This is a genomic window from Priestia megaterium, from assembly GCF_041941685.1.
Taxonomy (GTDB): Bacteria; Bacillota; Bacilli; order Bacillales; family Bacillaceae_H; genus Priestia; species Priestia megaterium_C.
On record NZ_CP130958.1, the window covers coordinates 2,739,283 to 2,754,874 of the forward strand.

General features: G+C 39.1%; 18 protein-coding genes. 2 read left to right on the forward strand and 16 right to left on the reverse strand.

Translation table 11 applies throughout. The features are described 5' to 3' along the window. Positions 1 to 302 precede the first annotated feature (302 nt). From Q5794_RS14200 to Q5794_RS14260, 13 genes are all read right to left on the reverse strand, one after another. Positions 303 to 455, reverse strand: coding sequence for an immunity protein YezG family protein (locus Q5794_RS14200; RefSeq protein ID WP_137738957.1), 153 nt, complete (start codon positions 453 to 455; stop codon positions 303 to 305). A 70-nt stretch (positions 456 to 525) separates the two neighbouring features. Beyond that, the gene (locus Q5794_RS14205) at positions 526 to 1,239 is read right to left on the reverse strand and encodes an SMI1/KNR4 family protein (protein WP_176536128.1); all 714 of its coding nucleotides are present in this window, start codon (positions 1,237 to 1,239) and stop codon (positions 526 to 528) included. 16 nt (positions 1,240 to 1,255) lie between these two features. Then, complete coding sequence (locus tag Q5794_RS14210) at positions 1,256 to 2,146, reverse strand: hypothetical protein (protein ID WP_374988073.1); 891 nt, start codon at positions 2,144 to 2,146, stop codon at positions 1,256 to 1,258. A gap of 374 nt (positions 2,147 to 2,520) precedes the next feature. Then, the gene (locus Q5794_RS14215; protein WP_214986541.1) at positions 2,521 to 2,739 is read right to left on the reverse strand and encodes a hypothetical protein; all 219 of its coding nucleotides are present in this window, start codon (positions 2,737 to 2,739) and stop codon (positions 2,521 to 2,523) included. A gap of 17 nt (positions 2,740 to 2,756) precedes the next feature. After that, a complete protein-coding gene (locus Q5794_RS14220; RefSeq protein ID WP_214986543.1) occupies positions 2,757 to 3,251 on the reverse strand; it encodes a hypothetical protein in 495 nt (164 codons plus the stop codon). 29 nt (positions 3,252 to 3,280) lie between these two features. Then, positions 3,281 to 4,957: a ribonuclease YeeF family protein gene (locus tag Q5794_RS14225; RefSeq protein WP_374988074.1), complete on the reverse strand. Its 1,677-nt coding sequence runs from the start codon at positions 4,955 to 4,957 to the stop codon at positions 3,281 to 3,283. Positions 4,958 to 4,975: 18 nt separating this feature from the next. Next, positions 4,976 to 5,233, reverse strand: a complete 258-nt coding sequence (locus tag Q5794_RS14230; protein ID WP_057236031.1) for a YwqI/YxiC family protein — start codon at positions 5,231 to 5,233, stop codon at positions 4,976 to 4,978. After that, positions 5,230 to 5,661, reverse strand: a complete 432-nt coding sequence (locus Q5794_RS14235) for a DUF5082 family protein (RefSeq protein WP_214986547.1) — start codon at positions 5,659 to 5,661, stop codon at positions 5,230 to 5,232. The genes Q5794_RS14230 and Q5794_RS14235 overlap by 4 nt, the downstream gene beginning before the upstream one ends. Positions 5,662 to 5,997: 336 nt before the next feature. Further along, positions 5,998 to 7,392, reverse strand: a complete 1,395-nt coding sequence (locus Q5794_RS14240; RefSeq protein WP_214986549.1) for an MATE family efflux transporter — start codon at positions 7,390 to 7,392, stop codon at positions 5,998 to 6,000. Positions 7,393 to 7,545: 153 nt separating this feature from the next. Beyond that, on the reverse strand, positions 7,546 to 8,178 hold the full coding sequence (locus Q5794_RS14245; protein ID WP_057236023.1) for an HlyD family secretion protein: 633 nt from the start codon (positions 8,176 to 8,178) through the stop codon (positions 7,546 to 7,548). Positions 8,179 to 8,207: 29 nt separating this feature from the next. Beyond that, positions 8,208 to 9,863, reverse strand: coding sequence for an MFS transporter (locus Q5794_RS14250; protein WP_374988075.1), 1,656 nt, complete (start codon positions 9,861 to 9,863; stop codon positions 8,208 to 8,210). A gap of 193 nt (positions 9,864 to 10,056) precedes the next feature. Continuing rightward, the gene (locus Q5794_RS14255; protein ID WP_057236015.1) at positions 10,057 to 10,494 is read right to left on the reverse strand and encodes a MarR family winged helix-turn-helix transcriptional regulator; all 438 of its coding nucleotides are present in this window, start codon (positions 10,492 to 10,494) and stop codon (positions 10,057 to 10,059) included. 116 nt (positions 10,495 to 10,610) lie between these two features. After that, positions 10,611 to 11,372 (reverse strand): exodeoxyribonuclease III, encoded by a 762-nt coding sequence (locus Q5794_RS14260; RefSeq protein WP_374988076.1) that lies wholly within the window; start codon positions 11,370 to 11,372, stop codon positions 10,611 to 10,613. A 171-nt stretch (positions 11,373 to 11,543) separates the two neighbouring features. Between Q5794_RS14260 and Q5794_RS14265 the strand changes: the two genes are divergently transcribed. Continuing rightward, positions 11,544 to 11,702, forward strand: coding sequence for a hypothetical protein (locus Q5794_RS14265; RefSeq protein WP_192885521.1), 159 nt, complete (start codon positions 11,544 to 11,546; stop codon positions 11,700 to 11,702). 86 nt (positions 11,703 to 11,788) lie between these two features. Then, a complete protein-coding gene (locus Q5794_RS14270; protein ID WP_116071763.1) occupies positions 11,789 to 13,048 on the forward strand; it encodes an erythromycin esterase family protein in 1,260 nt (419 codons plus the stop codon). 36 nt (positions 13,049 to 13,084) lie between these two features. Here the strand turns inward: Q5794_RS14270 and Q5794_RS14275 are convergent, their stop codons facing one another. The 3 genes from Q5794_RS14275 to Q5794_RS14285 are packed head-to-tail and all read right to left on the reverse strand — an operon-like array spanning position 13,085 to position 15,373. Beyond that, positions 13,085 to 13,558 carry a heme-degrading domain-containing protein gene (locus Q5794_RS14275; protein WP_374988077.1) on the reverse strand — a complete coding sequence of 158 codons (474 nt, stop codon included), beginning with the start codon at positions 13,556 to 13,558 and terminating at the stop codon, positions 13,085 to 13,087. Positions 13,559 to 13,571: 13 nt separating this feature from the next. Beyond that, complete coding sequence (locus Q5794_RS14280) at positions 13,572 to 14,606, reverse strand: oxidoreductase (RefSeq protein ID WP_214986557.1); 1,035 nt, start codon at positions 14,604 to 14,606, stop codon at positions 13,572 to 13,574. Further along, positions 14,603 to 15,373, reverse strand: coding sequence for a DeoR/GlpR family DNA-binding transcription regulator (locus Q5794_RS14285; RefSeq protein ID WP_214986559.1), 771 nt, complete (start codon positions 15,371 to 15,373; stop codon positions 14,603 to 14,605). The genes Q5794_RS14280 and Q5794_RS14285 overlap by 4 nt, the downstream gene beginning before the upstream one ends. Between the last annotated feature and the right edge of the window lie 219 nt (positions 15,374 to 15,592).

Consider the following 15,592-nt stretch of genomic DNA (forward strand, 5'->3'; position numbering starts at 1 on the left):
TCTCCTAGCCCGTTTGCAGCTCTTCCTTATTCCTTATCAAGGCGGCTGCTACAGTAAGGTGAGATTTGAAGAGTTTTACACCAGTGAGAAAGGCTTAAATTAAAGTCTTAGTTGCTGTATAATATAAAAACACACTGATTTTCACAAAATACAGTGTGTTTACTTATAACTTTAATAATTATTTAAATAGGATTACTGGGATACTCTTTTAAATATTGTTCTATTAAACTCTTAGTTTTTTCATCTATTGGTACTTCATCTAAATATCTATACTCTCTCATCTTTTCATGCGCTATGAAGCCCTAATTTGCATTAGACCAATCCGTGCAATCAAATTGTATAAAGAATTTTCTAGTTTGGTTAAACATTAGCGTAAAAGAATACTCTAGTTCTTGGTTATTTTCTTTAGGAATTTCTCTAAGCTGTTCATTAGAATCAAAAAGCTTATCTTTTATCTAATCGGTTTTTAATAATGTTTTAGAAATAAAACGTAGATTATACTTTCTTTATCTACGTTCTATTAATTTATTCAAATCCTATAACCATCCATTCATCCACTACATCCCAAAAATTTAAGTTATATTCTGGTTCTTCTTTTGAAGACCACAAAGTAGCATTGTCATTCAGACTGTTTTTATAGTCAACTACTACATAAGTTCCCATTCCATTGCTGAAAAATCCATAAGAAGATGTGAAATCAATTCTCAAATTATGTTCTCCAATTTCATCAACAATCTCCCATTCATAATCATCTAGATACGTAACATCTTCTAGTGACTCTAACCCCATTGACTTACTTGGATAATAGTAAAATCCATTATGAACATTTTCATAAAAGCTTCTAATTTTATCCGGGATTTTACTCCAATCTTCTTGAAGCTGTTCGTTGTTAAAGTATTCTTTAGGGTTTCGACCTTCATAATATAAAATTTTCCCTCTTGAATTTTTCACCGAATACAACATAGAGTATCGATTACCAATAGCCATTAATTCAACATCAATTAAAAATTCATTCAGGAAAGATATGGTATTGCTCATTTCACTACTTACATATCTTTTCCATACATTTAATATTTCACTTATCCTAATAGATTTATCTTTCTCTTTAAAAATTCCTCTCCATTCATCAGGAATTAAATCCTTTTGGATATTATCAATTTCATTAGGTCCTATTAAGCTCACAGATAGTTTCTTACTTAGTGTATATTTATTTAAGAAATCTAATTTATCTTGAAGCATTATCCCTGTCAACTCCCTATTCTTTTAAAAATCCATCTATTAAACCCTGTATTTTCACTTGCAATTCTTTTTCAATTCCCATCATTTTCTTTCTAAACGTTGGATCAACCTCAATATTTCTTTTTTTATATATTACCCATTCCTCATAAGTTTTTGACCCTTTAGAAGTATTAGCAATTTTACTTAATCCTATAAAGTTATCCCTATAATTTAACAAAGCTACTTGCTGCTCATAAGTTAACTTTTCAAAACCTTCCATACGTGCAATGTTCTTCATAGGTACTATGTGATCAGCTTCTAATCTCTTGGTAATCTCTAGACCAGGTAGCGCAGGGTCAGGCATAGGCAAGTCAACCCCTTCATTCACCATATCTCTAAGCTCATCAGTAGGCGTTTCTTTTCTTAATCTACTATAGAGTTTATCAGATATTTTTTGATCACCGTACCGTGCTCCCGATTCACTTTCAACTCTCCGAGCCGTTTCACCAGTTTCACCACTTCGTACCGAAAACATCCGCCCAACATCTTTTCCAGTAATCCACTCATCTACCACTGGCATACGCGTTCCAGTGATCGGCTCTTCTACTACTCGGACCTTCTTAGGAGCCAGCTTAATATCTCCGGCTTGACTAATTTTCTTTTTGATATAATTCGAAGAAGAACGATAAGCTTTCTGAGCGCTTTGCAGCGGCGGCATAATACGTTGAGTCGCTTGTTTGCTAAGTACATTCCGCATATCACTAAGCTTCTTCGCTCCGTTTGCCACGGCATTAGCGCCTGCTTTCGCGGTTCTCCCGGCTACCTTCGTAGAAAGCGCCCCAGCTCCAGCAATTCCTAAGGCTTGCAGAAGACTTGCTTTACGCTGCTCTTCACTGATTTTATTTCCGAACATGTCGCGTCCGGTCATGTATTCTCCTAGCCCGTTTGCAGCCACAAGACCGTAGAGGCCTTTTTCGGTTTGCTCTAGGACTTTGAAGGATTTGGCGGATTTGTAGGCGTCTAAGGCGTGATCCGCTGCGCTTAGGCCTTTAGCTGTTTTGTAGATTGCTTTTCCGCCTTTTGCGGCTCTTCCTACCCAGCCGACAACCGGAATGAAGCCGGCTGCTGCTGCGACGCGCTGTGAGGTGGAAAGTTTTTCTTTTAAAATGCTTTATAACCTTCAACCACTTATCTACCTTTGTTTTGTCGCTTTCTTGACTTGTGAACACGAACACATTTATAAAATAAAACCTTCAAAATCTAATAAAATTTTGAAGGTTTTTTAGAACAAAGAATTTATATTTATTTATTTAATTTTTTGGTTATATTATTGATACCTTCAAATAAAGCGTCACGAATAATCTCTGTATAATTTGAATACTGACTATCTTTTGATTGAATAATATCTAAGACCTCTTGTAATTTACCGTCAACTATAATAGTAACACCTTGTACTTTACTGCCATTACTTTCATTTTCAAATTCTTCACTAAACATTGTTACTGTATTATCTTTATTCATATCTGTCCCGCCTTTTTTTAAAGGATAAATAAATTTTCTTGACGATCATTTATCCAGTACTTTTCTTTCTCTGGAACTAAATTCGTAAAATCTTCATACCACCCATCCCAATTATTTGGAACATACTCTTCAAATGAAGCTGGTTCAGGGAACATAGAGTATAATTTCTTGTCATCAAAATCCACTAAGAGAGATGGACTAAAATCTAATCTATCGTCATCAACATCATTCAAAATCCTCTCTTCAAAAAGACTCAGTAAGTATGACTTGTCTACTTTAAAAGATTCCACTCTTTTCAAAAAAGCTTCTGCATTTTTTTCATCAAGTACCGTTATTCCTTCTCTTTCAGATTCTGATGAAATATCCGTTGATAAATCATCTCCATTTTCAAATGCCTGATCCAATTTATTATAGTCTAAATACCATAACTCTTTATTGGTGATATACCATTGAAATTGCTGTTTAAATATGACTCCTATAATAATTTCTTCAGCATAAATCGGTTCTAACACTCTAAATCCTCTCCCTACTTTTAAACCATCTATTCATTCCTAACTATTCGCCCATTTTTAGCATACTCTTCTATCCATTCGATCCAAGGTGCGGGTACTTCATAAGATTTACCTGGTGTACTAGGATCAACAATTTTCGGAGCAGTTTTCCCTTGATTTAAAGGATTAGTTTTATACCCTTTTTGGGGGATTGAGTTCTCTGCTAAAAAGTCGTCAAACCACTTTGGAAGGTCAAACTCCACAATGTGAGCTTCTGAACCTCTTTTCTTTAAAAAATACTGAGCATGATCAGCATTCCCAGTGCTAATATTTAAATTTGATTTTTTATTTGGGACACTAATTACTCCTGATTCATCTACATTAATACGCACTCTACTTGCATTAGGTGGAATTCCTCCTTGAACGCGTCTATAGGTAACAACATCATCACTAGTTGTTTTGACTGCAGGACCTATATTTGACTTAGAAGCAGTTGTTTTAACTCCTGAGGTAGCTCCTTTGGAAAGAACTGCTGCCCCAAATGCTCCTCCAAAGGCTTGAACCAGACTTGCCTGGCGCTGCTCTTCACTGATTTTATTCCCGAACATGTCGCGTCCGGTCATATATTCTCCTAGCCCGTTTGCAGCCACAAGACCGTAGAGGCCTTTTTCGGTTTGCTCCAGGACTTTGAAAGATTTGGCGGATTTATAGGCGTCTAAGGCGTGATCCGCTGCGCTTAGGCCTTTAGCCGTTTTGTAGATTGCTTTTCCGCCTTTTGCAGCTCTTCCTACCCAGCCGACAACCGGAATGAAGCCGGCTGCTGCCATGGCTCCTGCTGCGACGCGCTGTGAGGTAGAAAGTTTTTCACCCGTAACAGGGTCCACGCCTTCTGCTGCTCGTTTATAATCATAATATCCGCTGACCTCTCCTGTAAAGGTAGAAACCGCGTCCCACGTTTTTTCATACCACGGCTTGTTTGCTTCTTCTTCTTGCTTTTTTTCCAGCTCGTATACTTCTTCTTGCTGTTTGTTGTAGTCAACATATGAAGTTGCATAGTCGTTTAGCTTTGTTTGAACTTTATACAGCTCGCTGTCGTGATAGGCTTTTTCGTTAAAGGCAAGCTGATAGACGCTTCCTCCTTGACTCGTAGCAAGCTCTAAGCCGCTTACTAGCGTATCCACTACCGCATAGAAATCGTCCATTTCGCTGTATTCTTTTGACCATTCAGCGTCAAGCTGGTTCACTGCTTCAATTGTATCGGTGCGTTTTTTCTCTGCTTCTTCTATTTTATCGTTAAACTCACTCGTTGAAAACGCTGAAATAGAGACAATATCGTCAATGCCGTTTAAAATACTCTGCAGATCTTCGTGCTGCTGAGCAACCATTTCTTTAGCATTGCTGTTGGCGTTTTTTAACTCTGTTTCTAAAAATGATTCATTTACAATCGTGCTTCCTGCTAGCTTTGCTTTTTCAGCTTTAACGTGAAGCGCTGAAAAATAGCTTTGCTGCATTTTAATTAAGTTTTCCCACTGTCCGGCCGTATCGGCGTGCTGCTTGTAAAAAGATTTTATATTGTCAGCGCCTTTTCCTTCTAAGCTGCCTTCTAAGTCCGCTACGCCCTGCAGCGCTTTTTTCAGTTCACCCAGCTGGCTGAGTAACTCATCGTAGGCTTTTTCCCTGTCTTTTGCTACGTCAAACAGCGCTTTTGCATCGTATACCTTTCCCACAGTCATCCCCCTTTGCTGCTACGAATGGATAATAGATTCGTCTTGTTCTTTTAGTAAGTCTACATTGGATTTTGTATCTTTTACGTTTTTGTTTAGCGCTTTTATATAAGTAGAAATAAGCGTTTGAATTTCTTCTTCGCGCGCTTCCCATTTCTTTGTAGTATCAAGGCTGTTTTTTCCGAGGTCGGGCATTTTGCTAATGGATAAATTTCCAATCGCTGTGCTGACTGCTTCAAGCTTTTTGATAACGTCAGCGTGATCAAGCTTAATTGTCATGAAAACAGCCCCCTTCTAATTTCACTAATCTTGTTTTCTACTGCGTCGTAGGCTTCTTCACCTCTAGCTAATAGAGAATCCGCTTCTCCAATAGCGGCGTTCAAGCCGCTCAAAGCTCCTTTTTCAGCTTCTAGCATCCATATCTTTGTTTCAATTTCACGAATGTATCCATCGTAATCACCGTCTAAAATGCCTTTTATGTTGTCGTAGGCTGCCGTACGTTTTTCGTCAAAATCATCCGATAACGTACCCGTCCATTTGTCTCCCAGCTCAGGCTTTTTGATGTGTTCGATTTCTTTTAATGAAACAGCTTGTTCATGCTCAATTTTACTTTTAGCTGTTCTTAGCTTAGAGATCTTTCCTTCTACATCTGAGACTCTTCCAGATACTTCCCCCAGCAGTCCGTCTAATACGCTTCCTAAACCCATATCGTTCCTCCTGTTTCGCACAATTCGAGTTTAATCCAATAATTATAAGTATAAAATTTGTCTCATTATAGCTAAATAGGAAAAAACTCTCTTTTTTATGCTTCTAGTTTCATGAATTGAGATAAAAATGAAAAATAAGAGAAAAAAGACTCATGTCTAAATACGTTATCCAACAATATACCATTATCTAAAACAAAGAATAAGTAGAATAAAACCATTCCTTTGTACCCATACCCGTTTTCTCCCATAAATTAAGGCTTTTTGGGTAAAAAGACCAACTTCACTTCATTTTTTTACACAGCAAAAAACCTCTGCACATTCTGCAGAGGTTTTGTTTTATACTTGAACCGGCGTTGGTTCTTCAGCTGTTTGTTCGTGCTGCACAAGTCCATAGTTTTCCCACGCCCGGCTTTTCCAGCGGAAAAACATAATAACTGCGCGCGTCCATTCATCGGCTGCAATGGCAAGCCAAATGCCAGCGAGCCCCATGTCTAAATGGAAAACGAAAAAATAACCCAGCGGCAAGCTCATCATGACCATCGACATTGCACCAATTAACACCGGATATTTGGCATCACCCGCTGCCCGCAGCGAGTTAATCAGCACAATGTTCATCGTTCTTCCCGTTTCAAGCACAATGCTCAGAAGCAGCACCGTCGCGCCAAGCTCAATGATATGCGGATTGTCTGTGAACACGCTGATCAGCTGTGTTCTAAATGTCATCACAAGAACAACCATCATCATCGTTACGGCACTGGCCCACTTGACGCTTTTCCATACGCGATGGTACGCTTCATCTTTTTCGTTTCCGCCTACTAAGCGGCCGACAATGATTGCTGTGCCCATTCCAATCGCAATAGCAAATAAGTAAATAAACATCGAAATATTCATCGCGTACTGTCTAGCAGCCAGTGATTCTGCTCCTAGGTAGGTTGCATAGTATAAAAAGACAATTTGACAGCCTTGATACATCACCTGTTCAAAAGCCGACGGAATACCGATTTTTAAAATTTTACTGATATATTCTTTTGAAAGCGTAATGTAGTATTGAAATTTCACTTTATATTCCATCACTTGATACAGCAGCCAAAAGAACACAATCAGCGCCACAAATCGGCTGAACGCAGATGAAATTGCTGCTCCCTGCACGCCCATTTCCGGAAAGCCGAACTTCCCGAAAATTAAAGCATAGTTTCCTGCAATATGAAAAACGTTCATTCCAAGTGATACAAACATCGCCTGCTTCGTAAAGCCGTGTACGCGAATAATCGCTGCAAGAGAGTTAATAATCGCTTGAAGAAAAATAGCTCCTCCGACGATGGATAAATAGCTTTGTGCATACATCAGCACGTCACCTTGTAAGTTCATGGCTTCCATCATATATCTTGAAAACAAAAGAAAACCCGCGCTAATGACTAGCCCGATTCCTAAATTTAACGTAACGGCCAAAGCAGAAATCTTTGACGCTTCCATATACCGTTTTGATCCTAAATACTGAGAGACAACAATTGCCGCCCCGTTGCCAATGACCTCTAACACCAAAATCGCAATGTGAAGGTATTGATTGGCTGCTCCGACTCCCGATACGGCATCATCTGACAGCGCGCTTAGCATAAAGGTATCAGCAATCCCCATTAACATAAAAAGAAACACTTCTAAAAAGATCGGCCACGTTAAGAAAAATAAATTCAGCTTTTCTTTTGGCCCTTTTTTTGTTTCGACCGCGGTCATCCCATCACCTTCTTTACCGATATCCAATTTCAAACAAGAAGTATCTTACCACACATTTCCTTTGTATACATCCCCTTTTTAGCACATTTTTTATTTTATTTGTTTAGGCATAAAAAAAGCCGCTTCCTTGAAGGAAGCGGCTTTTTTTCACTGTTAAATTGAAATTTTCACTTCTGCGTTCATACCTGGAAGAACTTTATCTGATGCATCATCAATTGAAATTTTCACCGGTACTTTTTGCGTTACTTTTGTGTAGTTTCCTGTGTTTTGAGCCGGAAGCATAGAAGACACTGAATTTGTTGCGCGGCCGATTGCTTCAACATGGCCTTTAAAGACTTTACCTGAGTCTCCGTCCACTGTAATATCAACGCTGTCTCCTTCTTCGATATCACCTAGGTCTGTTTCTTTAATGTTTGCATTGATATAGATTTTAGATAAATCAGCTGTTTGTGCTAATACATCGCCAGCTTTTACTAATTGATTTTGAGAAGCGTTGTTTTTAATGATTGTTCCGTCAATCATAGACGTTACGTCTGTTGATTTGTCGCCTTCTTTTAAGCTTCCAACAGAGTCACCTTGAGAAACGCTATCTCCTTCTTTTACGTTCCATTCGCTTAACTGACCGTTAGCTGAAGCAATAACTTGTGAAAGCGGTGCTTCTACCTGCGCTTCATCGGTTTTAACGTAATTTGCTTTTTCGTAGAAATAATATCCACCAAAACCTACTAGTAATAAAATCACAATGATTCCAACAATGTTAGTAACCAATAAACGACTTTTACTCATCGGAATTCCTTCTTTCTATAGTTAGTATATTATACAGATGTTTCTTCTGTTTGAGGTGCGGGCAGCATTTTTCTTTCTTCTTGCGGCTCAGCTTTTTCTTGCACCTCTTCTTTTTGAACAAGAATTCTATTTTGACCGCTCCACGCTTTACTTAGTGAAGCAATGAGCATGATTACGCCTAAAATACTAAGCATGAAAAACAAGTTGTGGTACGCATGTAAAATCGACGCTTTTTTAGCGCTTGCTACAACAGCCGTCACAGCCGATGTTTTTGCGTCCGCTTGGCTCAGTCCCATACCCATATAGCGTTTGATCATTTCAGACAGCTGCAGCTTCACCTGAGGATCTACTGAGCTAATTTGACCTCGAAAATCTTCATAATAAATTGCGTTTTGTCGAACAACAAACCATCCAATTACAGGTGCTACAATGGCTCCTAATAAATTTCGAATGGAGTGCAGTGAAATGGAACGCATCGAAGCTTGATGTAAATCTCCGGCCAATGCCGCTCCTAGTGCACCGGATACCAGTGCCATACTAACACCCATACCAAAGAGCATAATGTGAACATACAAGCTCACTAGTGATGTATCGGCTGATACGTTCACCCAGCTAAATCCTACAATGACAATGAGAAGTGATCCAATCGCTCCAAGGTAACCTGGACCAAATTTGTCATACAAGAATGTCGTCGCAAATGCTGAAATCAGTACCCCAATAAAGAAGTACAAATAAAAATAAGAAAGCGTGGTGTACGATGCATTTTGCACATTTTGCATCACGCCATTAATGCCTGCGATTGCTAAGATGTATGCCATATGACCGCCAATTGCCATAATTGTACCCGCAACTGGTTTTACGGCTAGCAGCGATTTTAATGGTACTAACGGATTTTCAGCCGCTAAATCAACTAAGACAAAAATGACAACTAACCCTGCTGCAGCTAGTAAGAACGGCCACACTTGAATAGAAGCAAATCCTTCGTATCTTAGTTCATACAGTGGATACACTAATAAAATCATAATAAGACTAAGAATAAAGATACTTTTCTTATCTACTGGACGCTCTTCTTGCTGACTCGGATCATGAGCAGGGAATACCTTATACCCAATAAACAGACAGACAAGAGAAGCTATTATTCCTAAAACAAAAACCCAGCGCCAATTATCCATGCTAAGAGATACAGCACCTAAAAAGGCTCCAATCGCCGTTGAACCGAACAGTCCGCCGATCGCTAACACTAAAAAGAAGTTTCGGATTTTATTCGGAAACGAGATCAGCGCAGCTGGAATAATGGTTAAAAACAGCATTCCTGAACTTAAGCCTTGAATCAGACGACCAAGGGATAAAAACGCAACGTTTTCGGAAAAAACGTTGATAATCGAACCTGCTAAAAAGACTAAAACGAACGTTAAGTATGCTTTACGCACGCCATACTTTTTCGTGAGCATCGGACCAATGGGTACTCCGAGTCCAAATGCCAAGTTAGAAATAATAGATGGCAATAGTAAGCTTTGTGTACTCGCATCAAATCGATTTTGAATCAATACTTGATTGACCGTGTAAGATAAATTCAAAAAATACTGAGGGCCAATTGAAAATAGCGTTAAAATCGCCATAATTAAGTATTTAGGTACGCTTAAACCTTGTTTGTCGGAGGCTACTGCTGGATTATTCTGACTCATATTTATTCCTCCTTTTATTAAATTCTTTTCATATGACTAACAATTCCTTACATATTTTATTGTACAAGTTGTATCATGCAAGTTATAGCAGCACTACATATTATACATCTTTTAATGAAGAAATCAACTTCTTTGTTTCAACTTAAAAAGACTATTTTTCAATAGCCTTTTTGTTCATCTATATGTATTCGCTTTAACATCCATTACTGCGCCATTTTTTAAAATCGTGATTCAAGCGGGATAAGCTTTTTTCCAGTGCTAAAATCTCTTCTTCCGACCAGTCTTCCAATACTTCAGCATAGGCTTGTTTACGCTTGTTTTGTACATGCTGCAAAATATCTTTTCCTGAATCCGTCATTTCAATTAAACTAATCCGCCCATTTTCTGGACTCGGAAAGCGGCGAACAAACTGTTTGGTTTCAAGCGCAGATACTTGCCGGCTAGCTGTAGATAAGCTCAGCTTTAAATTTTCAGCTAATGCATTAATCCCGAGCGGACTGCGCTGATCTAGCTCGCTTAACAGTAAATATTCAGAACGGTCCAAGCTTCCAAGCTTAGGACTATGCGTCGTTGTTAGACGAACAAGCAGCGCAATTTCGTGCTCAATGGTTTGCAGCGAGTCTCGCTTCACTTCTATCTCCCCTTTATCTCATAGAACATTCTGTACTTTTTGCTATGTTTACTATACCGCAACCGTTCGCGTGAACCAACCTTTTTTCCGTTTTTCTTCTATTATATAGAAAGAAATCATAGATGAGGTACATTTAATTCTAGCATCACAGGACAGTGGTCGCTTCCCATTACATGCGGATGAATAGCAGCTTCTTGAATAACGTCTCTAATTCTCTCTGATACGATAAAATAATCAATGCGCCACCCGATATTTCGTTCTCGCACTTTATTCATATACGACCACCACGTATATGCTCCTTCTTGATTGGGGTATAAATAGCGGAATGTATCAAGAAATCCGCTAGCAAGAAGCGTCGTCATTTTTCCTCGCTCATCTATGGTAAAACCAGAATTACCTCGGTTTGGCTTTGGATTACGCAAATCAATCTCTGCGTGTGCTACGTTTAAGTCTCCGCATAAAATCACTGCTTTACGGCTATTTAATTTGTTCAAGTACACGAGCAGATCATCTTCCCATTGAAGCCTTTCTTCAAGCCTCGCTAAATCTCTTTTAGAATTTGGCGTATACACATTTACTACATAGCATTGTTCAAACTCGAGCGTAATGATACGTCCTTCGTCTTCCGATTCTTTATCCACACCGTATGAAACGGATAAAGGCTTCTGCTTTGTAAAAACAGCCGTGCCAGAATAGCCTTTTTTCACGGCGTAATTCCAGTACTGATAATATCCTTCTAGCTGCAAATCAATTTGTCCTTCCTGCAGCTTCGTCTCTTGAATACAAAATACATCCGCATTCACTTCTTGAAAATAATCTAAAAATCCTTTTCGCACACACGCGCGAATGCCATTTACGTTCCACGAAATCAACTTCATAAACTCTTCACGTTCTCCTCACTCGATTTATGTATCAGTGTTTAGTGTAGACAATTTCTTGCATGAGTTCAAATAATTTAAAGCGTATACTTTTCTTTTCAAGGTATTCCTAATATTTCTTCTTATTTTATTTTCTGTACCTCAAACACTAGATATAAGAGGTGAAAAGCAATGTCAATAAACAATCGATATAACAATACCGAAGAAGTTTCTGCTGTTTCTAAAAAAGAAGAACATCCTGCTAAACAATGTGAAACACAGAATCAAACGGCGCTTACTAAAGAAGATTTTTCTTTAAATGATTCTGCTATTAAGCACTTCAGCAGGTAATTCATAAAAATAAAAACCCGTTAACTGGTAGCAAGACTTGCTGTCTCAAGCTCTTGCTATCCATTTCTTAATAATAAGGTGGTCGTATGCTAAAAACCATTCAAATGATAGAAGCCATTAAAAAACATTCTATGCCTTTTGCTGATGTCGATGACTTACTGCCGCTTATTAACACAGCAAGCCGCGCTCAATACGTACTTCTCGGAGAAGCATCTCACGGCACATCTGAATTTTACGAAATTCGAGCAGCTATTACGAAAGAATTAATTCAGCATCATGATTTTTCCTTTATAGCAGTGGAAGGAGACTGGCCTTCGTGTTTTGAAGTTAATCGCTATATTAAAGGATATACAACTCAATACGCGAATGCCGAAGATGTCTTAAAATCTTTTAGCCGATGGCCTTCATGGATGTGGGCCAATCAAGAAATAAAAGAATTGATTGAATGGCTTCGTGATTATAACAACAACTTGCCAGCACATCAGCCAAAAGTAGGTTTTTACGGCTTAGATGTATACAGCCTGTGGGAATCGATGGAAGCTATTATTGAGTACTTAGAAAACAACCACGCTTCTGATGCAAAGAAAGCGAAAAAAGCCTTTGAATGCTTTGAACCTTTTCATCGCGAAGCACAGATGTACGGAATTTCTTCTGCACTTTACGGAAAAAACTGCATGGTAGAAATCTTGGAGCTTTTACAAACCATTCAGCAAAAGAAAGATACCTATACTCATGAGCCTGAGGCTGCGCTTAGTATGCAGGTAAATGCGCTGGTAGCAAGCAATGCTGAAGCTTATTATCATACGATGATTACCAACGACAATGAATCGTGGAATATTCGCGATCGTCATATGGTAGAAGCTTTAAAATATATTCAATCTTACTACAAAGATAGCGCTAAAGGAATTGTATGGGAGCATAACACTCACATCGGAGATGCAAGAGCAACGGACATGAAAAGCAGCGGCATGGTGAATGTAGGTCAGCTTACCCGTGAAGAATACGGACAGAAGCATGTTTACGCCGTCGGATTCGGGACTCATCACGGCACAGTCACTGCTTCTGATAGCTGGGGGAATCCTCAGCAGGAATTAACCGTTCCTCCAGCTATAGAAGGAAGCTGGGAAGATACCATCCACCGAGCAGGTGCTTTTGATCAATACCTCATGTTCACGGAAGAAAATCAAGCATTTTTTCATTCAACGATAGGCCACCGCGCCATTGGTGTTGTATATGACCCAGAGATTGAACAATACGGAAATTATGTTCCTTCTCGCTTGTCAAAACGATATGATGCTTTTATTTATGTAGAAAAAACACACGCCTTATCGCCACTCATCTTTTAATTAAATAAGCGGACTTCCAACGAAGTCCGCTTATTTTTATTGCAAAAAGCTACGAATCGTATCGGTCACCAGTGCATGATCTTCTTCTTGTGACATGCCTGATACGGTGATGCTTCCAATTACGCCAACGTTTTTAACCGAAATTGGAAATGACCCGCCTACCGCTTCGAATTCCTGAGGATTTGCTGCATAAAACTGCGCGTAAGAACGATCTTTTAACTCACAGTACAGCTTCATATAGTACGAGCTGTGATGGTGGCGAAGAACGGTATTTGATTTTCGTTTAATCCATTCTTCATGATCGGGAATGGTCCCTTCCATCGCATGATGAAAGAGTGTTTGACCATTTCGTTTAATATTTACTGTAACGGCTTTCCCCTTACTTTTTGCTTCATTAATAATGGCCGTTCCTATCTGTAAAGCCTGGTCATTTGTAAATTGATGAAAGATTAGTTCTTTTTCCTGCTGAACTACTTTTTCAAGCAGTTTCTCTACCGAATGATTACTCACTGTTTCTCGCTCCTTAGTTAAAATAGACAGCTCGTTTTTCTTTGCTGCTTTCAAATGCCGCTTCGATAACTTTAACTACGTCACGAGCTTCTTCTGCTGAAACCGGAAGCTCTTCTCCTCGAAGCAGGCTGTCGGCTATTTTTTGATAATACGTCACATAAGAACCGTGCAGCGTTTGAATTTCTTTCGTTTCGCCTTCGCCCGTTGTCAGCTTCCCGTAGTGTTCAGGGCTGTCGGCTCCCCACGTATCGTCCACAGGCTTCTTGCCGGCTCTTAGCATATCTTCTTGGCCGTCAATGCCGTATTTAATATAGCTTGCTTTTGTTCCGTGAACTTGAAAGCGCGGCCCGTTGCTTGGCACAATGGCACTTGAATGTAAAATAACGCGAAGAGAACCGTATCCAAGCACTACGTGGAAGTAATCATCCGTACGTGCATGATCTCGCTGACCAAACACATCAGCTTGAACAAATTCAGGCATTCCAAAAAGGTGTAAGGCCTGGTCAATTAAATGAGATCCTAAATCGTAAAGCGCTCCTGACCCAGGCCCTTCATTTTCTCTCCAGCGGTCTCGAACAGCTGGACGATAGCGGTCAAAATGAGCTTCATACATTTTAACGTCGCCTAATTTCCCTTCTTCAATCAGCTGTTTCACCGTCAAATAATCATTATCCCATCTACGGTTATGATAGACGCTTAGTTGAACATCTTGTTCTTTTGCTAATTGAATTAATTCATTTGCTTCTTTTTCTGATACGACCATCGGCTTTTCAACAATCACATGCTTGCCTGCGCGTAGTGTGTCTTTCACCATTTCATAGTGCATGCCGCTAGGCGTTGTAATAATAACTAAGTCAATGCTGTCATCTTCTAGAAGTTCAGATAGAGTACTCACTACTTCAACATCTTCTAAGTCACTCTTTACTTTTTCAGGATTTGAACTCATTACCTTTGAAATATGAAATTCGTCTAACACGCTTAAAAGCGGCGTGTGAAAGACCGTTGCTGAAAATCCGTATCCTACTAATCCTACTTTTATTTTCTTCATTGTGTTTCCTCTCCTTTATCAAAATCTGTTACGATAAGCCGCACTTGATTTTGTTCTATTTTTTCTTTTACATCCGCTTCTGGCGCTTTATTTGTAATCAGGATATCAATGTCGCTCATATCACATACTCGGTGTAAGAATTCACGTTCAAACTTTGTATGATCCGCAAGCATAATAACTTGTCTTGCACATTGAATCATCTGTCTTTTTAAAAATGCTTCTTCTTCACTTGGAGATGTAATACCACCTGCACCAACGCCGCACGTACCTAAAAACAGCTGATCTACTTTGTATTCCTGCAACGTAGAAATCGTTCTTGGCCCGGTGACGTTACGATTTTTCCCGTTAAACTTCCCCGGCAGCAAAAACGTATCACACGGCGTATATTGATCGAGCAAATCCACATTATCAATGGAATTCGTAATAACGGTTACATGCTTTACATCCATATACTTCGCCATCAGTGCGATGGTAGAAGACGTATCTAAAAGCACGTCATACCCCTCCGACATTAACGAAGCTGCTTCTTTAGCAATTTGTTCTTTGGCTTTGGTAGGCGTTCGCTCACTGTAATCAATGATATGACTTGACGATAGCGTCGCTCCGCCTTTAACTCTCATAACCTCACCGTTTTCTTCAAGCTTGACTAAATCACGTCTCGCCGTATCTTTTGAAACGGTAAACATATCACAAATTTCGTCTAACGTAATCGTACGGTGTGTGTGAAGGTATTCAACAATCGCACTCATGCGCTGTTCTTGATACATTGAAATACCCTCCTTTTTTACTTTAATATGAGCTAATTGTAGCGCAAATAAAAACTAAATACCAGCAAAAAAAATAAAATAATTAAGTTTTTTAAGTTTTTAACTTAAAGTATAAAAGTGTACAAACGCCTTCTGGAAATAACTATCTTATTTTGGATAATACTTCTTTTATATCTGATACCCTTTCACGCTTTTCACTAATCACTTATGGTTTAGACT

Coding starts and splice junctions, on each gene's coding strand:
- Q5794_RS14205 (WP_176536128.1), bottom strand. CDS start 1,239: ATGCTTCAAGATAAATTAGATTTCTTAAATAAATATACACTAAGTAAG.
- Q5794_RS14210 (WP_374988073.1), bottom strand. CDS start 2,146: ATGACCGGACGCGACATGTTCGGAAATAAAATCAGTGAAGAGCAGCGT.
- Q5794_RS14215 (WP_214986541.1), bottom strand. CDS start 2,739: ATGAATAAAGATAATACAGTAACAATGTTTAGTGAAGAATTTGAAAAT.
- Q5794_RS14230 (WP_057236031.1), bottom strand. CDS start 5,233: ATGACAATTAAGCTTGATCACGCTGACGTTATCAAAAAGCTTGAAGCA.
- Q5794_RS14235 (WP_214986547.1), bottom strand. CDS start 5,661: ATGGGTTTAGGAAGCGTATTAGACGGACTGCTGGGGGAAGTATCTGGA.
- Q5794_RS14240 (WP_214986549.1), bottom strand. CDS start 7,392: ATGACCGCGGTCGAAACAAAAAAAGGGCCAAAAGAAAAGCTGAATTTA.
- Q5794_RS14245 (WP_057236023.1), bottom strand. CDS start 8,178: ATGAGTAAAAGTCGTTTATTGGTTACTAACATTGTTGGAATCATTGTG.
- Q5794_RS14250 (WP_374988075.1), bottom strand. CDS start 9,863: ATGAGTCAGAATAATCCAGCAGTAGCCTCCGACAAACAAGGTTTAAGC.
- Q5794_RS14260 (WP_374988076.1), bottom strand. CDS start 11,372: ATGAAGTTGATTTCGTGGAACGTAAATGGCATTCGCGCGTGTGTGCGA.
- Q5794_RS14265 (WP_192885521.1), top strand. CDS start 11,544: ATGTCAATAAACAATCGATATAACAATACCGAAGAAGTTTCTGCTGTT.
- Q5794_RS14270 (WP_116071763.1), top strand. CDS start 11,789: ATGCTAAAAACCATTCAAATGATAGAAGCCATTAAAAAACATTCTATG.
- Q5794_RS14280 (WP_214986557.1), bottom strand. CDS start 14,606: ATGAAGAAAATAAAAGTAGGATTAGTAGGATACGGATTTTCAGCAACG.
- Q5794_RS14285 (WP_214986559.1), bottom strand. CDS start 15,373: ATGTATCAAGAACAGCGCATGAGTGCGATTGTTGAATACCTTCACACA.